At 33.6% G+C, this 17800-nt stretch carries 19 protein-coding genes and 4 tRNA genes; 1 reads left to right on the forward strand and 22 read right to left on the reverse strand.

Going from position 1 to position 17800, the window contains the following annotated elements:
- Positions 1-30: 30 nt before the first annotated feature.
- From rplL to ACHRWY_RS19745, 16 genes are all read right to left on the reverse strand, one after another.
- Entirely contained in the window at positions 31-402 is a 372-nt protein-coding gene (rplL, locus tag ACHRWY_RS19670; RefSeq protein WP_007807437.1) for a 50S ribosomal protein L7/L12, read from the reverse strand.
- Between the two features lie 91 nt (positions 403-493).
- A complete protein-coding gene (rplJ, locus tag ACHRWY_RS19675) occupies positions 494-997 on the reverse strand; it encodes a 50S ribosomal protein L10 (protein WP_395356952.1) in 504 nt (167 codons plus the stop codon).
- A 22-nt stretch (positions 998-1019) separates the two neighbouring features.
- Complete coding sequence (gene rplA / locus ACHRWY_RS19680; RefSeq protein ID WP_007807440.1) at positions 1020-1709, reverse strand: 50S ribosomal protein L1; 690 nt, start codon at positions 1707-1709, stop codon at positions 1020-1022.
- A 13-nt stretch (positions 1710-1722) separates the two neighbouring features.
- Positions 1723-2160, reverse strand: coding sequence for a 50S ribosomal protein L11 (rplK, locus tag ACHRWY_RS19685; RefSeq protein ID WP_007807442.1), 438 nt, complete (start codon positions 2158-2160; stop codon positions 1723-1725).
- Positions 2161-2227: 67 nt separating this feature from the next.
- Positions 2228-2779: a transcription termination/antitermination protein NusG gene (gene nusG, locus ACHRWY_RS19690; RefSeq protein WP_029273444.1), complete on the reverse strand. Its 552-nt coding sequence runs from the start codon at positions 2777-2779 to the stop codon at positions 2228-2230.
- 10 nt (positions 2780-2789) lie between these two features.
- Positions 2790-2987, reverse strand: a complete 198-nt coding sequence (secE, locus tag ACHRWY_RS19695) for a preprotein translocase subunit SecE (protein ID WP_041517377.1) — start codon at positions 2985-2987, stop codon at positions 2790-2792.
- An 18-nt stretch (positions 2988-3005) separates the two neighbouring features.
- Positions 3006-3076 (reverse strand) — tRNA-Trp (locus ACHRWY_RS19700).
- Positions 3077-3134: 58 nt separating this feature from the next.
- On the reverse strand, positions 3135-4322 hold the full coding sequence (gene tuf, locus ACHRWY_RS19705; protein ID WP_007807448.1) for an elongation factor Tu: 1188 nt from the start codon (positions 4320-4322) through the stop codon (positions 3135-3137).
- A 55-nt stretch (positions 4323-4377) separates the two neighbouring features.
- Positions 4378-4449 (reverse strand) — tRNA-Thr (locus tag ACHRWY_RS19710).
- An 84-nt stretch (positions 4450-4533) separates the two neighbouring features.
- Positions 4534-4614, reverse strand: a tRNA-Tyr gene (locus ACHRWY_RS19715).
- Positions 4615-4668: 54 nt separating this feature from the next.
- Positions 4669-4742, reverse strand: a tRNA-Thr gene (locus ACHRWY_RS19720).
- Positions 4743-4833: 91 nt separating this feature from the next.
- Positions 4834-5136, reverse strand: a complete 303-nt coding sequence (gene hpf / locus ACHRWY_RS19725) for a ribosome hibernation-promoting factor, HPF/YfiA family (protein ID WP_056195193.1) — start codon at positions 5134-5136, stop codon at positions 4834-4836.
- 34 nt (positions 5137-5170) lie between these two features.
- Positions 5171-6064, reverse strand: coding sequence for a tyrosine-type recombinase/integrase (locus tag ACHRWY_RS19730; RefSeq protein ID WP_395356953.1), 894 nt, complete (start codon positions 6062-6064; stop codon positions 5171-5173).
- A 137-nt stretch (positions 6065-6201) separates the two neighbouring features.
- Positions 6202-6396: a 30S ribosomal protein S21 gene (rpsU, locus tag ACHRWY_RS19735; protein WP_026985791.1), complete on the reverse strand. Its 195-nt coding sequence runs from the start codon at positions 6394-6396 to the stop codon at positions 6202-6204.
- A gap of 230 nt (positions 6397-6626) precedes the next feature.
- Positions 6627-7769 carry an acyl-CoA dehydrogenase family protein gene (locus tag ACHRWY_RS19740; RefSeq protein ID WP_395356954.1) on the reverse strand — a complete coding sequence of 381 codons (1143 nt, stop codon included), beginning with the start codon at positions 7767-7769 and terminating at the stop codon, positions 6627-6629.
- Positions 7770-7786: 17 nt separating this feature from the next.
- Positions 7787-8689, reverse strand: coding sequence for a ComEA family DNA-binding protein (locus ACHRWY_RS19745; RefSeq protein WP_395356955.1), 903 nt, complete (start codon positions 8687-8689; stop codon positions 7787-7789).
- Between the two features lie 274 nt (positions 8690-8963).
- Here ACHRWY_RS19745 and ACHRWY_RS19750 point away from each other — a divergent pair, with 274 nt between their 5' ends.
- Entirely contained in the window at positions 8964-10415 is a 1452-nt protein-coding gene (locus ACHRWY_RS19750; RefSeq protein WP_395356956.1) for an amino acid permease, read from the forward strand.
- Between the two features lie 73 nt (positions 10416-10488).
- Here the strand turns inward: ACHRWY_RS19750 and ACHRWY_RS19755 are convergent, their stop codons facing one another.
- The 6 genes from ACHRWY_RS19755 to ACHRWY_RS19780 form a co-directional block, all read right to left on the reverse strand.
- Entirely contained in the window at positions 10489-10716 is a 228-nt protein-coding gene (locus ACHRWY_RS19755; RefSeq protein WP_026985787.1) for a PspC family transcriptional regulator, read from the reverse strand.
- Positions 10717-10754: 38 nt separating this feature from the next.
- On the reverse strand, positions 10755-12026 hold the full coding sequence (locus tag ACHRWY_RS19760) for a DUF2851 family protein (RefSeq protein WP_395356957.1): 1272 nt from the start codon (positions 12024-12026) through the stop codon (positions 10755-10757).
- Positions 12027-12104: 78 nt separating this feature from the next.
- Positions 12105-12587, reverse strand: a complete 483-nt coding sequence (locus ACHRWY_RS19765) for a 3'-5' exonuclease (RefSeq protein ID WP_395356959.1) — start codon at positions 12585-12587, stop codon at positions 12105-12107.
- 81 nt (positions 12588-12668) lie between these two features.
- Positions 12669-14030, reverse strand: a complete 1362-nt coding sequence (locus ACHRWY_RS19770) for a pyridoxal-phosphate dependent enzyme (protein WP_395356961.1) — start codon at positions 14028-14030, stop codon at positions 12669-12671.
- Positions 14031-14077: 47 nt separating this feature from the next.
- Positions 14078-16045 carry a putative porin gene (locus tag ACHRWY_RS19775; RefSeq protein ID WP_395356962.1) on the reverse strand — a complete coding sequence of 656 codons (1968 nt, stop codon included), beginning with the start codon at positions 16043-16045 and terminating at the stop codon, positions 14078-14080.
- 178 nt (positions 16046-16223) lie between these two features.
- Positions 16224-17795, reverse strand: coding sequence for a RagB/SusD family nutrient uptake outer membrane protein (locus tag ACHRWY_RS19780; RefSeq protein WP_395356964.1), 1572 nt, complete (start codon positions 17793-17795; stop codon positions 16224-16226).
- Between the last annotated feature and the right edge of the window lie 5 nt (positions 17796-17800).

Here is a 17800-nt window from a genome sequence, read left to right on the forward strand (position 1 = left end):
CCTAAACCTAGTTCTTAAAACTGAGTTGAATTATTTAAGCTCAACTACAGCTCCAGCTTCTTCTAATGATTTTTTAAGACCTTCAGCCTCTTCTTTAGAAACACCTTCTTTAACGTTACTTGGAGCACCGTCAACTACATCTTTAGCTTCTTTCAAACCTAAACCTGTAAGTTCTTTAACTAATTTTACAACTGCTAATTTAGAAGCACCAGCTTCTTTTAATACAACTGTAAATTCAGTTTGTGCTTCTTCAGCAGCACCTTCTCCACCACCAGCAGCAACTACTACAGCTGCAGCAGCAGGCTCGATACCATACTCGTCTTTTAATATTGTTGCTAATTCGTTAACTTCTTTAACTGTTAAGTTAACTAATTGTTCTGCGAATTGTTTCAAATCTGCCATTTTTTCTATCGTTTAAAATGATTTGTAAAATATAATTTATTTATTGTGCGCTAATTAAGCTACCAGGAAATTAAATTCCTCGTACGAATTATTATGCTTCAGCTTCTTCTTCGCTACCAGCGAATTTGTTTTGTAAAGCAGAAATAATTCTTTGTGCTGGTGATTGCAATAATCCAATAAGTTCTCCAAGAAGTTCTTCTTTAGATTTAATAGTTGCTAATGCATCTAATTGATCATCTCCAATATAAATTTCAGAGTTAATATAAGCTCCTTTTAATAAAGGTTTAGCTGATTTTTTTCTGAAATCTTTAATTATTTTTCCAGGTGCATTTGCAACATCTGAAATAAATATAGCACTATTACCAGTCAATACTGAAGGTAAATCACCATAGTCATTAGCAGAAGCTTCCATTGCTTTTGCAAGCAAAGTGTTTTTTACAACCTCTAATTTAATACCTGCTTTAAAACAAGCTCTTCTCAAGTTTGAAGTTGTTTCTGCGTTTAATCCAGAAATATCAGATACATAAATAATATTTGTACCAGCTAACTGTGCAGTTAAATCTTCAATCGCGATTGATTTTTCTTCTCTAGTCATACTAAAAATTATTAACTACCAATTATACTGCTTTAGGGTCCAATGCAATTGCAGGACTCATAGTGCTTGTAAGGTGAATACCTTTAATGTAGGTACCTTTAGCAGCAGTTGGTTTAAGTTTGATTAATGTTTGAATAATTTCGTGTGCATTGTCATAAATTTGCTCAGCTCCAAAAGAAACTTTACCAATTCCTGCATGTACGATACCAGTTTTATCAACTTTAAAGTCAATTTTACCAGCTTTAACCTCTGCAACAGCTTTTGCAACATCCATAGTTACAGTACCTGTTTTAGGGTTTGGCATTAAACCTCTAGGTCCTAAAATACGACCTAATGGACCTAATTTACCCATAACAGCCGGCATAGTGATGATTACATCAACATCAGTCCAACCATCTTTAATTTTTTGTAAATAATCGTCAAGACCTACATAATCAGCTCCAGCTTCTTTAGCCTCAGCTTCTTTATCTGGAGTAACCAATGCTAATACTTTAACGTCTTTACCTGTTCCGTGAGGTAATGTAACTACACCTCTAACCATTTGATTCGCTTTTCTTGGATCTACACCCAAACGAACTGCGATATCAACAGACTCATCAAATTTTGCAGAAGCTATAACTTTAATTAATGCAGCTGCATCTTTTAAAGAGTATAGTTTGTTCTTTTCAATTTTTGAAGCAGCCTCTTTTTGCTTTTTTGTTAATTTTGCCATTTCTTTCTCTTAATTAAAAAGGAGCATCTCCTGATACAGTTATACCCATAGATCTAGCAGTTCCAGCGATCATGCTCATTGCAGATTCGATTGTGAATGCATTTAGATCTACCATTTTATCTTCAGCAATAGCTTTGATAACGTCCCAAGTAACACTAGCTACTTTTTTACGATTTGGTTCACCTGATCCAGACTTTAGCTTTGCAGCTTCCAATAATTGGACAGCAGCTGGAGGAGTCTTAACAACAAAATCAAATGATTTGTCTTTATACACAGTAATTTGTACTGGGCATATTTTGCCAGGTTTATCTTGCGTTCTAGCATTGAACTGCTTACAGAACTCCATGATATTAACCCCAGCAGCTCCTAAAGCAGGTCCAACCGGTGGCGACGGATTCGCAGCACCTCCCTTAACTTGTAGTTTAACTACCTTACTAATTTCTTTAGCCATTTTTTAAAAAATTTAACACCCCAATCATTGGAAGCGATTACGGTGGTTATTATAGATGTAACAAAAATTATACTTTTTCAACTTGCATAAAGCTTAATTCTAGTGGAGTTTTTCTTCCGAAAATTTTCACCATAACTTCAAGTTTACGCTTTTCTTCATTGATTTTTTCAACTGTTCCGTTGAATCCGTTAAATGGACCATCGATCACTTTAACAGTTTCGCCTAAGTTGAAAGGAATTGCACGAGTATCTGTATTTACAGCTAACTCATCTACTTTACCTAACATTCTATTTACTTCAGAAAGTCTCAATGGAACAGGTTCCCCGCCTTTGATCTCACCTAAAAATCCAATTACACTAGTAATAGACTTGATAATATGAGGTATCTCACCAACCAAGTTGGCTTCGATCATAACATATCCAGGGAAATAAACTTTATCCTTAGACATTTTTTTTCCTTCTTTTACAGTAACTACTTTTTCTGTAGGCACTAAAACTTGGGAAACATAATCACCCATACCTAGTCTGGCAATTTCAGTTTCGATGTAAGCTTTGACTTTATTTTCTTGTCCGCTTACCGCTCTAACTACATACCATTTTTTCACATTATTATCTGCCATCACAAAAAAATTATCCTTTTAACCAGTTAAAAAATCCAGCCAAAGCTTTTGCAAAAAATTCGTCTACTCCCCATGTTGCCAAAGCGAATAAAACCGAAAATACAGCCACAACAATTGTCAATTTTTGAACCTCAGCCCAAGCAGGCCAAGTAACATTTGACTTTAACTCTTCGAAAGCCTCTGATAAATAATTCGTAACTTTTGTCATTTGATATATTTTTTATTGCACGGGCGGAGGGATTCGAACCCCCATCAACGGTTTTGGAGACCGCTATTCTACCCTTGAACTACGCCCGTAATTAAAGCCAGTGATTTCAGTTAAGAAAATCACTGGCTTTTTATAATATTTATAGGATTATCCTACGATTTCAGTCACCTGACCTGCTCCTACTGTTCTACCACCTTCACGGATAGCGAAACGTAAACCTACGCTCATTGCGATTGGGCTTAATAAAGAAACATTGATTGTCAAGTTGTCTCCTGGCATTACCATCTCTACACCTTCTGGTAAAGTAATAACTCCTGTTACGTCAGTTGTACGTACGTAGAACTGTGGACGGTAGTTATTATGGAATGGAGTATGACGTCCACCTTCTTCTTTTTTCAAGATATAAACCTCAGCTTTGAAAGTAGCGTGTGGTTTTACTGATCCTGGCTTAATGATAACCATTCCTCTTTTGATAGATTCTTTATCAATACCTCTTAACAATAAACCTACGTTATCTCCAGCTTCACCTCTATCAAGGATTTTACGGAACATCTCAACTCCTGTAATAGTAGAAGTTAATTTATCAGCTCCCATACCAATGATTTCAACTGGATCTCCTGTATTAGCAATACCTGTTTCGATACGACCTGTAGCAACAGTTCCACGACCAGTAATTGTAAATACATCTTCAACCGGCATCAAGAATGGTTTAGCTACGTCACGCACTGGCTCTTCGATCCAAGCATCAACAGCTTCCATTAATTCAATGATTTTTGGTACCCAAGCAGGATCATTATTCAATCCTCCTAAAGCAGAACCTTGAACTACAGGACCATTATCTCCATCATATTCGTAGAAAGATAATAAATCTCTAATTTCCATTTCAACAAGCTCCAACAATTCAGCATCATCAACCATATCCACTTTGTTCATAAAAACAACGATTCTTGGAATACCTACCTGACGACCTAAAAGGATGTGCTCACGAGTTTGTGGCATTGGACCATCTGTAGCAGCAACTACTAAGATAGCACCGTCCATTTGAGCAGCACCAGTAACCATGTTCTTTACGTAATCCGCGTGACCTGGACAGTCAACGTGAGCGTAGTGACGGTTAGCTGTTTCATACTCTACGTGTGATGTATTAATAGTAATACCTCTTTCTTTCTCCTCTGGAGCGTTATCGATTTGATCAAACGATTTTGCTTGACAGTAACCAGCATCAGACAATACTTTTGTAATTGCTGCAGTTAATGTAGTTTTTCCGTGATCCACGTGTCCAATTGTACCTATGTTTAAGTGCGGTTTGGAACGATTAAAATTCTCCTTTGCCATTTTACTTAATTTTTAATCTTAGTTATATATTAATTTTCAATTTCCTACTTACTTGAGCCAACTACGGGAATTGAACCCGTGACCTCTTCCTTACCAAGGAAGCACTCTACCTCTGAGCTAAGTCGGCAGAGAGTTCTGATTTAGATTGTATTTTTATAGACTTTAGATTTAAAATCTGAAATCTACGCTCTGAAATCTTAACTTCTTTATGTGGGGAGAGCAGGATTCGAACCTGCGAAGTTCACACAGCAGATTTACAGTCTGCCCTCGTTGGCCGCTTGAGTATCTCCCCTTTTTTTTATCAATAATTACATGAACAATTTCAAATCGCATTTGAAACATTTTGAGCCGGCGGAGGGACTCGAACCCACGACCTGCTGATTACAAATCAGCTGCTCTAGCCAACTGAGCTACGCTGGCAATATCAATAAAAAAGTCCGCTATTTCTAACGGACTGCAAATGTAGCTATTTTATCTTTGAATCAAAACATTTTTTAAAAAAAATTTTCAATTATATGTGTGCTCTTATTTTTTCTTTCCTTTTCACCAGTACACGCTCTAAAGATTCCGCCGAAAGTTCGACCGCTTCTTCAAACGTTTTACACTGTTTTTTAACCAAAAAATCATCTCCGGGAACATTAATCTTAATCTCTACTGCCTTATTCTCTTTATCACTCGTTCTTTCAACTTTCAAAAAAACATCTGCCGAAACCACTCGATCATAATACTTTTCTAGCTTATCCATTCTCTCCTGAATAAAATCTACCAATTTTCTGTCAACAGTAAAGTTAACTGCATGAACATCTACCTTCATAATACAAATTTTTGGGTTAAACATTTTAGAATTATTATTTATTCCTTGGATGCGCATTCTTATAAACCTTTTTAAGCTCTGCTAAACTATTATGAGTATAAACCTGCGTAGATGCCAAACTCGAATGTCCTAATAATTCCTTAACTGAATTTAAATCTGCCCCGTTATTTAATAAGTGAGTTGCAAAAGTATGCCTAAGCACGTGCGGACTCTTTTTTACCTTTTCAGAGACTTTACTAAAGTATGAATTTATTAATCGATACACAAAAGATTCACTCAATTTTAACCCTTTTGCTGAAATAAAAAAATAATCCTCATCAACTATCTTCTCCACCAAAGCCCTTTCTTGCAAATACAAATTAAACTGCCCTACAATTATTGGCAAAACCGGAATAATACGCTCTTTATTTCGCTTTCCCAAAACCTTAACTACACTTGAAGATAAATCAACATCACACTTCATCAAATGTATCAATTCTGCTCTTCGCATTCCCGTAGTATAAAAAAGATCCACGATTAACTTATCTCTTACTTCTTCGAATCCTGAAGGACTTCCAACTGCTAACATCAAGTCAGTTAACTCTTTTTCAGAAAACGGGATCTGAACGATTTTAGGCGTTTTTAATGCTTTATGCTTCAGCATGGGACTCACTTCTATTTGCTTTGTTTTTAAAAGGAATTTATAGAATGCTTTCAAAGAAGACATTTTTCTATTTACAGACACATTAGACAAACCCTCATCTACAAGCGAAACAATCCAACTCCTAATTTGACTGTAATTTACCTGCTCGATATTTTCCTGCTCAAAATGAACCTTATTAAATGTTTCAAAAAACAAAACATCATTCAAATAAGCATTAACCGTATGCGCTGAATATTTTCTCTCCAACTGAAGATAATCACGAAACGCTTCTTTATTTGATTTCATAAGAATACACTTTTTCATTTATAAAAACCCATATTCTACTTATATAAGGAATAATATTTATCTCAAAATTAAGCATAAAAAAACCGTTAGTATCAAAATTTTGATAACTAACGGTAATTATTTTTGAAAAGCTAATACTAACTCTCTAAACCATCTCTCATGTTTTGGATGTAAGCAGCTTTTTGAATTTGTGCTCTTTTGATAACAGAAGGCTTAATAAAAGCAGTACGTGCTCTTAATTGACGAACAGTTCCTGTTTTATCAAATTTTCTTTTATAGCGCTTTAATGCTCTATCGATATTTTCTCCGTCTTTAATTGGTATAATTAACATAATATTGACACCTCCTCTCGTTAAGGGTGCAAAAGTATATATTAATTATGAATTATGAGTTATAAATCATGAATTATTTTAAAAAAATGATTCGAAGAGAAAAAAGAATATAGAACACAGGAAAGAGAATAAAAAAAAGATGCAAAACCAAATTAAAAAAACCAATCTTAAAACCTAAGACTATAGCAAACTTCTTCACTCTTTACTCTTTACTCTTCACTCTTCACTCTTCACTCTTTAAGCAAATTTCTCGAAATAACCAATTTCTGGATTTCAGTAGTTCCTTCTCCTATAGTACATAGTTTTGAATCACGATAAAATTTCTCCACTGGATAATCTTTTGTATAACCATATCCTCCGTGAATCTGAACGGCTTCGTTGGCAATTTTTACGCAGGCTTCTGAGGCGTACATTTTTGCCATTGCCCCAAGGGTTGTAACGGGTTTGTGTTGTTGTTTTAAAAATGCTGCTTTATGCAATAACAATTCTGAAGCCTCGATCTCTGTTGCCATATCAGCCAGTTTAAACGAAATTCCCTGAAAACTACTAATAGGCTGCCCAAACTGATGTCTTTCTTTTGAATATTTAAGAGCTGCTTCATAAGCACCTTTTGCAATTCCTAGTGACAAAGCTCCGATTGAAATACGGCCTCCGTCTAATATTTTCATCGCCTGAACAAATCCCTGCCCTACTTCTCCTAATCTATTTGCATCCGGAACACGGCAACCATCAAAAACCAACTCTGCAGTTTCGCTCGCACGCATTCCTAATTTGTTTTCTTTTTTTCCTGACGTGAATCCCTTCATTCCTTTTTCGAAAACAAAAGCGGTCATTCCTTTTGAATCTCCTTTTTCTCCGGTACGTACAATTACAACTGCAATATCTCCGGAGATTGCGTGCGTAATAAAGTTTTTAGCTCCGTTTACAATCCATTCATCGCCGTCTTTAACGGCTGTTGTATTCATTCCGCCGGCATCAGAACCTGTATTGTGCTCTGTTAAACCCCAAGCTCCTATATATTCTGCAGTAGCTAATTTTGGCAACCATTTTTTCTTTTGTTCTTCATTTCCAAAAGTCAAAATATGATTGGTACATAGAGAATTATGCGCCGCAACAGATAAACCAATTGAAGGATCTACTTTTGAAATTTCTTCAACGACTGTAATATATTCATGATACCCCAATCCTGACCCTCCATATTCTTCCGGAACCAGAACTCCCATAAATCCCATTTGGCCTAATTGTTTAAATAGTTCAACTGGAAAAATCTGAGCCTCATCCCATTCCATAATATTAGGTCTGATATTTTTTTCGGCAAAATCTTTTATAGATTGAGCAATCATCGACTGCGTTTCGTTATATTCAAAATTCATTGTAAGCTGCTTTTGTTTTAGAACTCCAAATATAAACTAATTATTTTTGCTTTATCAACAGGAAAACCTTTAATTTTTGACAAATCCTCAATATTACTAATATTTCCATTCATACTTCGATAAGTTACAATTTGTTTAGCCAGTGCATATCTGAAATATGAAAATTGAGACAGCTCTTTTAAAGATGCATCGTTTATGGGGATTTTTTTTAAAGTTGGGGGAATTACTGCTTTAAAATGAGTGTTTAATTCATTGACAACTTCCGGTGAAAGTCCCCAAACATCATTCATTTGCTCCATAGAAACAAAACATCCTAAAATTTCTTTTTGTTTTAATATTCGTGATGATAAAGCTTCGCCAATACCATAAACTTTCATCAGATCTTCCTGGGTTGCCTGGTTGATATCTAAAACTATAATTTTTTCTTTTTTGAAATTCTCTTTTTTAAAATTCTCTTTCCGGACAAATTCTTTCCTTTCTGTTTTAAAGTCTTTTTTATTTTGAGTCCAGTCGGGAAATTTAAAAAGCGGTGCCATTACACTCAATAAAGAATCTGAAATCTTTGTTACTTCCTGAAATTCTTTTGCTGAACTGACGTATTTATTTTCTTTTCGAAAAGCCAGTAAACGATCTATCTCCTGAACTGACATTCCTAGCTTATATCCTTTATAGTCTGTAATAAAATTAGGATTGAAAGAATATACTTTTGGTTTTTCAGTTAATTTCGTCAACTTCATAGAGTCAATTTCGGTTTGCAAAGACAGCCATTGCTCTTTTTCCTGAAAAGATTTTTCAGGCAAACTAAAATCGGCGAAAAAGTAAATTGTCTGTAAAATCATTATAATAATAAAAAGTGAAAAAATTCCAGTACGCTGTTGTTTTGTAAACCTAAAATATTTTGCAAATGGGCTAAAGTTCATTCCAATTAAAATTACTTATTTCTAATAAATTCCGTAAATTAAAGGAAAAACGATTAATTTAACAAGAATTATATTAAAAAAACTATTGGTTTTAAAATTACATTTTTCACTAATAAAGCCCAATTAATTTAATGAATCCCAGTAGTTAAAGAATAATCAACGGGGGTTTTATCAAAAAATTTAATATTTTATAACTTAAAAAGAGATAATTGTTTTTATTTTTTACAAAAAACGATACATTTGGAGCTTAATAACAATAAACCAATATTATAATATGTCAATTTGGAAAACTAAACCACTTTCGGTATTGCTTGACGAAGCTTCCGAATCTGAAAAAGGCTTAAAAAGAACTCTATCTTCACGGTCGCTCGTTGCACTTGGAGTTGGAGCCATAATTGGAGCCGGATTATTCTCTTTAACAGGAATTGCTGCCGCAGAACATGCTGGACCGGCAGTTACTCTTTCTTTTGTTTTAGCAGCCGTTGGATGTGCTTTTGCCGGACTTTGTTATGCAGAATTTGCTTCTATGATTCCGGTTGCGGGTAGTGCATATACATACTCTTATGCTACAATGGGAGAATTTATGGCTTGGATTATTGGTTGGGATTTAGTTTTAGAATACGCTTTGGGAGCCGCCACAGTTGGTGTAAGCTGGTCCCGCTACTTATTAGAATTACTAAACAAATACGGAATTCACCTCCCTCATCAATTTATATGTTCGCCCTGGGAAACTCTTAAACTTAGTGACGGTACAGTAATCGAAGGCGGTATTGTAAATTTACCGGCGATTTTTATTGTATCTATGTTATCTTTATTATTAATAAGAGGAACAAAAGAATCTGCGTCTTTAAACAACTTTTTGGTTGTTGTAAAAGTTGCTGTAGTACTTGTTTTCATCATTTTAGGATGGAGCTTTATTGACACATCAAACTATACTCCTTACATTCCTAAAAACACAGGTGTTTTTGGTGAATTTGGATGGTCAGGAATTGCTGCAGGTGCGGGAACTGTATTCTTTGCCTTTATTGGTTTTGATGCTGTGTCTACAGCTGCACAAGAAGCTAAAAATCCTCAAAAAGGAATGCCAATTGGTATTTTAGGATCGCTTATTATATGTACCTTATTATATGTGTTTTTTGCTCACGTAATGACTGGACTTGTAAATTATAAAGAATTTGCCGGTGATGCTAAACCTGCTGCAACTGCTTTTGCAAAAACAGGGTATGATTTTTTACAGACAGGTTTAATTGTAGCTATTTTAGCGGGTTATACTTCTGTAATATTAGTAATGCTTTTGGGGCAAAGCCGTGTGTTTTATACTATGAGTAAAGATGGTTTATTACCTCCATTCTTCAGTTCTATTCACTCAAAATTTCGTACTCCGTGGAAAACTAACCTTTTCTTCTTAGTATTTGTAAGTTTATTTGCCGGATTGGTTCCGGTAAGCGATTTAGGACATATGGTAAGTATTGGAACTTTATTGGCTTTTGTACTTGTTTGTATTGGTGTAATGGTTATGCGTAAAAGAATGCCAGATGCTCCAAGATCTTTCAGAACACCTTTAGTACCATTTGTGCCTATCGCAGGTATCGTAATTTGCCTGGCTTTGATGTATTCACTACCTAACGAAAGCTGGGTGAGACTTGTAGTCTGGATGGCATTAGGAGTAGTAATTTATTTTGTTTATGGTAAGAAAAACAGTAAACTGAATAATCCGGGAAAATAGTTTCTTATTTATAAGAAAAAGGATCATAGAGTACAAATACTTTATGATCCTTTTTTTATGTTTAAAAGTTATTCTATAAATCAAAAACAGAAGTTCTTTTTGCACGAATTAAATCTTTAAGACGAATCCAAAAAGCTAAAGTTAAATAAATTCCAAAACCTAAACCGGCAGTCACAAACGAAATATAAATAAAAAACAATCTAACACTCGTAACGCGCATTCCTAATTTATCAGCCAATCTTGAAGATACATGAAAACCATATTTTTCAAAAAAGAACTTTAATTTTAAAATAGCTGACATATTTTTATTTTAGATTTTAAACAAAAGTACAAAAATTTCTAATTACTCTTTAGCAACTCCATACCAAGACCACATTTTAAGCAAGATTTATGATTACAATATTCATTTTTTAGTTCTAATAAAGTTTGCGTTTCAAAAGCATTCTTACACGAAACTCCAAAGAATTTAAATTTGTCTATGATGGCATTTTTCTCAGGAGCAACCTGATTCATAAAATCTATTAAATCCTCAGAAATAGATTTTCCTGTTACACTTGCATGAGCAAACTGAATTGGTATTATAGTATTTATAATTAGTAAATCTAAAAATGATTTTGATAAAATTTTAGATTTACCCGGGCTTTCTTTATCAAACTGATAATGATTCTGCCAATATAAACTTGCAGAAACTGTTAACAGACTATATACTTCTCTAACCGATTTTAAAGCAATAATCTTAGAAAATAAATTTTGATGTTTTCCATATAAATTTGACAATTGTGAAAGCCGAATTGTTGGAAAATTATCCGGCCGATGCTTAAAAAACTGTATTGGATCTACGTGTTCTTTCTTTAATTGATATTTAGTAAGAAGATAATAATATCTGAGTTTTAAATCTTTAAAATAAACATCTTCTTTCTCTAAATCTAATAGGCCTGAAGTCCCTAAAAGCAGCGCTTCGAGATTTTCCACTTCAAAGCTTTCCTTCCTGATAATTGAAAATGGAATTGATTTTGCAATTTGCAAAAAAGAATTTCCGTTTGTATTTAATCCAAAATTCTTTGCTAATAATGAAAATAAAACCGCTTCCCAATCCTGATTGGTTTCCTCCAGTAAATCGAAAATAAATTTTGACTTACGCTCTAAACGATCAAAAAACAGTCGTTCCTGCCAATTTTTAAAAGTAAAACTATCTATATCCCTGATGCTTTTCTCGCAAAAGATCCAGGACTTAGGTGTTATTAACGAATTATAGGTAGAAATAATTTCTGACGATACATAATTGCTAAGTACCAGAACAGGAATTTTAGTATTGCTCTTATCAAATATTTCACTATCATGCTCCCAAACTACATGCAAAATTACATTGTCATAAGCGGGATCTTTTTCATGATTGTGCAAATACCAATCTGAAGATTTTAGATGAATCTCTACATTTCCAGCCCATTTTTGATTTCCTATTTTAATTTGAGCATTAAAAAAATCCGGGCCGGAAAGTTCTAAATAATCTCCTGCTTTAATAATAATTACCTGCTCATTTTGAGTTGTTCTTAAATTCAATGTTTCAAACTTCTTGAATCTCCAGAGATAGTGAAGAAAATCTTCTTTCATAATTAGGCTTATACATAAATTTATAAAAGCCTAAATTAATTAAAATAATATTAATCTTACAATTTTATTGAATATAATTTATTTTAATAAATATAATTTCGCACATGCTCTTGCATCAGATAATGCCTCGTGATGATTTAACTGAATTTTCATTTCGCGGCAACAATCACTTAATTTAGTTGGCTTTAAGCCTTTTGCTTTATAGATCTTAACTGTACATTCCCATTTTGCAGCAATATTTAAATCTTCATAATTCAATCCATAGAGCATCATTGATTTTGTCAGAACATTTCGATCAAAGCTCTCATTATGTGCCACAATCACTTTATTTTTTAATCTTTTTTCTATTTCCGGATATACTTGTAAAAATGTTTTTGCATTGACTGTATCGCGCGGATAAATCCCATGTACCTGAATTGTAAAAGAATTATATTCATTATTTGGTGGTTTGATTAAAGTAACAAACTCATCTACAATTAATCCGTTTTCAACAGTAACTATACCAACAGAACAGGGATGATAACCTGTTGCGGTTTCAAAATCTATGGCTGTAAAATTCATTTGATAAATATATTAGCTAAAAAAATCCATAAACCCAATTGTTACAACTAGATTTATGGATTTATGAAGTTATTAAACACCTTATTTTATTGACCCGATGATATCATATTTTGTAATAATATGATGATTTCCATTTTCAAGATCAACTAAAACAGCATCATTTTCTTTGGTAAACAACTTAGAAACTTCTTCTATTGGCGTACCTAATTTTACAATTGGAAAAGGTTTTCCCATTACTTCCTTAATTGGTTTTTCGGCTACATTTTTATCTGCAACATAACTTCTAAACAAGTCAGTTTCATCTACAGAACCAACAAATCCATTTATATCCACTACCGGAATTTGTGAAATTTTATATTTACGCATTCGTTCAATTGCGTGAGAAACTAATTCCTCTGTACGAACTACGATTAATTGTTTATCAATATGATCTTTAATTACATCTTCGGCTTTTGTAATATTTTCGTCTAAGAATCCACGTTCACGCATCCAGTCATCGTTGAACATTTTACCCACATAACGGCTTCCGGAATCATGAAACAATACAACAACGACATCCTCCGGCTTAAAGTGTTCTTTTAGCTGTAATAATCCTTTAATACAAGCTCCAGCAGAATTCCCTACAAAAATAGCCTCTTCAAGTGCAATTTTCCTGGTGTAAACCGCCGCATCTTTATCCGTTACTTTAGTAAATCCGTCAATTAAGGAAAAATCAACATTTTTTGGCAAAATATCCTCTCCAATCCCCTCTGTAATATAAGAATAGATTTCATTTTCATCAAAAATTCCTGTTTCGTGGTATTTTTTAAAAACGGAACCATAGGTATCAATTCCCCAAATTTTAATATTTGGATTTTTTTCTTTTAAATACCTTCCCACTCCTGATATCGTTCCGCCAGTTCCTACTCCAACCACAAAATGAGTAATTTTCCCATCTGTTTGTTTCCAAATTTCCGGTCCTGTTTGTTCATAATGCGCCAAAGAATTCGACATATTATCGTATTGGTTAACGTACCATGAATTTGGTGTCTCAGAAGCTAATCGTTTTGAAACAGAATAGTAGGAACGCGGATCTGTTGGCTCAACATCTGTAGGGCAAACTACAACTTTGGCGCCGACTGCACGCAAAATATCCATTTTCTCTTTAGACTGCTTGTCTGATATTACACAAATAAGCTTATATCCTTTAATGATTGCTACAAGTGCCAATCCCATTCCGGTATTTCCAGAAGTTCCTTCGATGATCGTTCCTCCTGGTTTTAAACGGCCATCTGCCTCAGCATCTTCAATCATTTTTACGGCCATTCTGTCTTTTACAGAATTTCCCGGATTAAAAGTTTCGACTTTTGCCAATACTAACGCATCAATTTCAGCAACAATTTTGTTGAGTTTTACCAATGGTGTATTACCAATTGTTTCTAAAATGTTATTTGAAAAGTCCATTTTTATTTAATTTAATATTTGGTTTTTAATATAATAAAGACTTGATTTTATTGGAAGAAATTCCAAACCAAACCAAATCTGATTACGAAATCGCGATAAGGATTGTTAGGCGCTGCATAATAATCACTTTTAGAAAAAAGAGCATTTATATGCTCTGCTTTTAAATAAAATCTAGTCTGGCGAATTCTCGCATTAAGAAAAAGATCGAACAATGGATAATTTCCGATCTCTTTTGTCTTTTGAACAAAAAACTCTCCAACAACCGGATTATAATCATTTCCGTAGTATTTTGTAAAGTAATTAAATACAACTCCTGTTTGCATAAACAATGCTTTATTAAAAAAGTGTCCTGAGTAGTAAAAAGTGTTTCTGGTAACAAAATCAGGCACATTTAAGATTAAATCTGACTGATCTACTTTTTGGTACAACAGGGTATTATCTAAAGCAAAATGACCAAATTTAAACTCACGACTTACTTTTATCTCTAAATAATTAATTGCATTTCCATACTGGGCAGGGCTTATAATTTGAGTATAATTTTTCGCTTCCAGCGGAGATGAGACATCTGCAAAGTATAAATGATCTTTTAAAACAGTATATTGAACTTCGGCATTTAACCATGGTGTATAAACATTTGCACCAAGCGAGTTAATTTTTTCATTTTTGAAATTATTCGACCAATTATATTCTATATAACTACTTTGGTATAAGTTGTAATTGTTGTTTGGCAACTTATTAATATTGCGATACCTAAAATCAAACTGAATCTTATCGTTCATTTCATATTTCAATTTGGCATCTAAATCAGAGAGGGATTGATTTGTAATTGATCTCGAGTACAAAAACCTGCCATTCCATTTATTCTTCTGATATTCATATTGTCCACCTACGTTATTAATTTGCAGAAATAGATTATTAGGAATAACTGTTCCGTTACTTTTTACTATAATTCTTCCGTATTCATAATTAGATCTGTAATCATCTATAAAAAAGTTAAACTTTCCTAAAAGAGAATTTTCATAGGCAAGTCCTGCTTTATTATATAGTCTTTCATATTTTGTCTGATCGTTAATATTACTCGTTACATAAGAATCCCCAAATCGTTTTACAGAGGTAGTACCAACAGTGGACAAAACAGTTGGCTGATTGTATTCGAAAAATTTATTTTCGTAATTAAACTGATGTGTTACATATAAATTATTATTTCCGTCTTTTGGATTTACTCTGAAAGCATGATCAAAAAACAAACGTCTTCCTTTTAGAAAAGATTTTGCATCTGTTAAAAAAACCTGCAATCTCTGACGGTTTTTATAATCTTTATTGTCACTTTCAAAATCTGTTGGTGTTGTAATTCCACCATTCTCTTCATTTGAAATATCCTGATAGGTATAATGAGCATTTATAGCATACCTTCTGTCTGTTGTAAAATAGCTGGTTGTGAACCTGAAATTCCCTGCACTAACCAATTGATTTATATAATCTCCTTCTGAACGTAAACCTTTATAAGCAATAGAAAAATTAAGGTTCTTTGAGGTATTCAGGGTGATAAATGAATCTACATTCTGTCCTTTATTTATTGTGGTATTGAAAAACAATTCTGTCAACGGAGTGGCTACTGAATAATAACGGATTTGATCCGCCTCCATATAATTAAAATGTTTACCGCTAAAACCAATTTCAGGATATGGTGAAAAACTAGTCAGACTGTATTGTAATGTATTATAGGTTTGTCCAATATTAGAAAAAGGCAAAAGTCCAAATTCATCTTTTCGAAGGTGATTTTGTTTATACGCACTTTTTAAGGTTAGTGATGTATCTACATAAGTTGTATCGTGTTCCAGAGTGATAATCTGATATTGATCTATCGTTGCAATTTTTGCTTTTTTCTTTTTTACCGTATCTGTTATACTTGAATATTTTGTATTCATATCTAAATTCTTTTTAGGAACGTTTTTTTCCTGAGAAAACAATAAAGTTGGAACAACTAATAGATATAGAAAAAAGAATATTCTCATTTGATGGCTTTATATGTAATTATTTCGACAAAATTTGTCAGGCAAAGGTAAAAGATAAAAACGTATAAAAAAACAAATCATTGTTATTGAGCATTTTTTCAACTTCTATTATTAAAGCAAAAACCCCCAACCAGAAAAGTGATTGAGGGTTTTCAAAAAATCAAAATATTTATTTTTCCTAATTCCAGCCTATATTTTGAGCTACATTTGGATTAGTATTTATTTCAGTTTGTGGTATTGGCCATAAGAATTTATAATCAGTACCCGGAACAGTAGCAACAGGAGTAGTAATAACATAAGTATTTCCTAGAACAAATGCAGCTGTAGCAGGAGTAGCATTAGCCATTTTTGCAGGGATACCATCAATAGCGACAGCTGCTATTGGATCTCCTTGTAATCTATGAATGTCAGCCCATCTACGACCTTCTTGTAAAAACTCAATTCTTCTTTCTTTAAGAATAGCAGCGACCATAGTTGCATCAGTAGGAAAAGATGCAGCAGTATATGCCTGAGTAGTCGGAGAAGCCAAAGATCTATTTCTTACTGAGTTTAACAAAGTTAAAGCTGTTGGTAAATTTGACAAACGTGCCTGAGCCTCTGCCATATTTAATACTACTTCAGCATATCTGATAACCGGTGCAGCATCTGACTGGTTAACAACATCTGTGTACTTATTTGTATATTTAATACCTGCAGCAGTATAAATAAATTTTCCGTCTTCTCTTCTTTTATCATCAGCCAACCATTGTGGATCTCTCCAAAGAATTGGGCTAATACAAACTAACGCTCTATTTTTTAACACACTAGCTAAAGATGCATTTACACCTGGATTAGAGGTAGAAGAGTGCTGAATAGAAAAAATAGACTCTGTATTAGTTAAATTACTAGCCAATACAAAAGGACCATATGGATCAGTCGTTAAAGCATAAAGACCATTTAATTTAATTCCTTCAGCAATTACATTTGCCCAGTCTCTTTTTTGAAGATAAACTCTTGTTTTGAAAGCTATCGCAGCAGATTTTGTTGCTTTAGCAACGACTCTACCACCAGCAAAACCATTTGAAGATATTAATTTCTCAGCATCTGTTAAATCTGCTAAAACTTTTGTGTAAACTTCAGCAACAGTATTTCTTGGTTTTAAAAGTTCAGAATTTATTTCTGCAACTGTATTAACACCAACCTCTCTGTAAGGTATACCCGGATGTGTAGCACCTGCAGTAAAATTGTATGGTCTTGCAAAATTGGTAAGTATTTCAAAATGAGTAATTGCTCTTAAAAACTTAGCCTGTCCAATATAATCATCTGCAACTGCCTGCGTAATAACCTTATTCGCAACTGCACTAGTAGCGCCTTCGATCATAAGATTACATCTGTTGATTAATCTGTAACCATCAACCCAGTAATAAACGTTATTAGCAGTTGTTGGATCATAAGTTGCGGTATAAGTTAACTGATAGAAAGTAGCCATGTTTACCACATCTTCACCTCTTGTTTCGCCTTGCTCCACAAAAGCAGCTCCCCAAACATAACCTCTACCTCCATTTGGACTGGTAGATGCAGCGTTATATTGTCCTATTCCGGCAGCATTATAAACACCATTCATATAAGCAGCTATATAAGCAGGAGTTGTAAATGCATCTGCATCAGAAATATTATTTATTGGTTTCAAATCCAATAGTTTTTCCTCTGTACATGAGCTCATCCCGAGTACAACTACAGAAAGTAAAATTGATTTTATTATATTTTTCATATGTT

It is taken from the genome of Flavobacterium sp. FlaQc-48 (assembly GCF_044007335.1).
In the GTDB taxonomy this organism is placed as follows: Bacteria; Bacteroidota; Bacteroidia; order Flavobacteriales; family Flavobacteriaceae; genus Flavobacterium.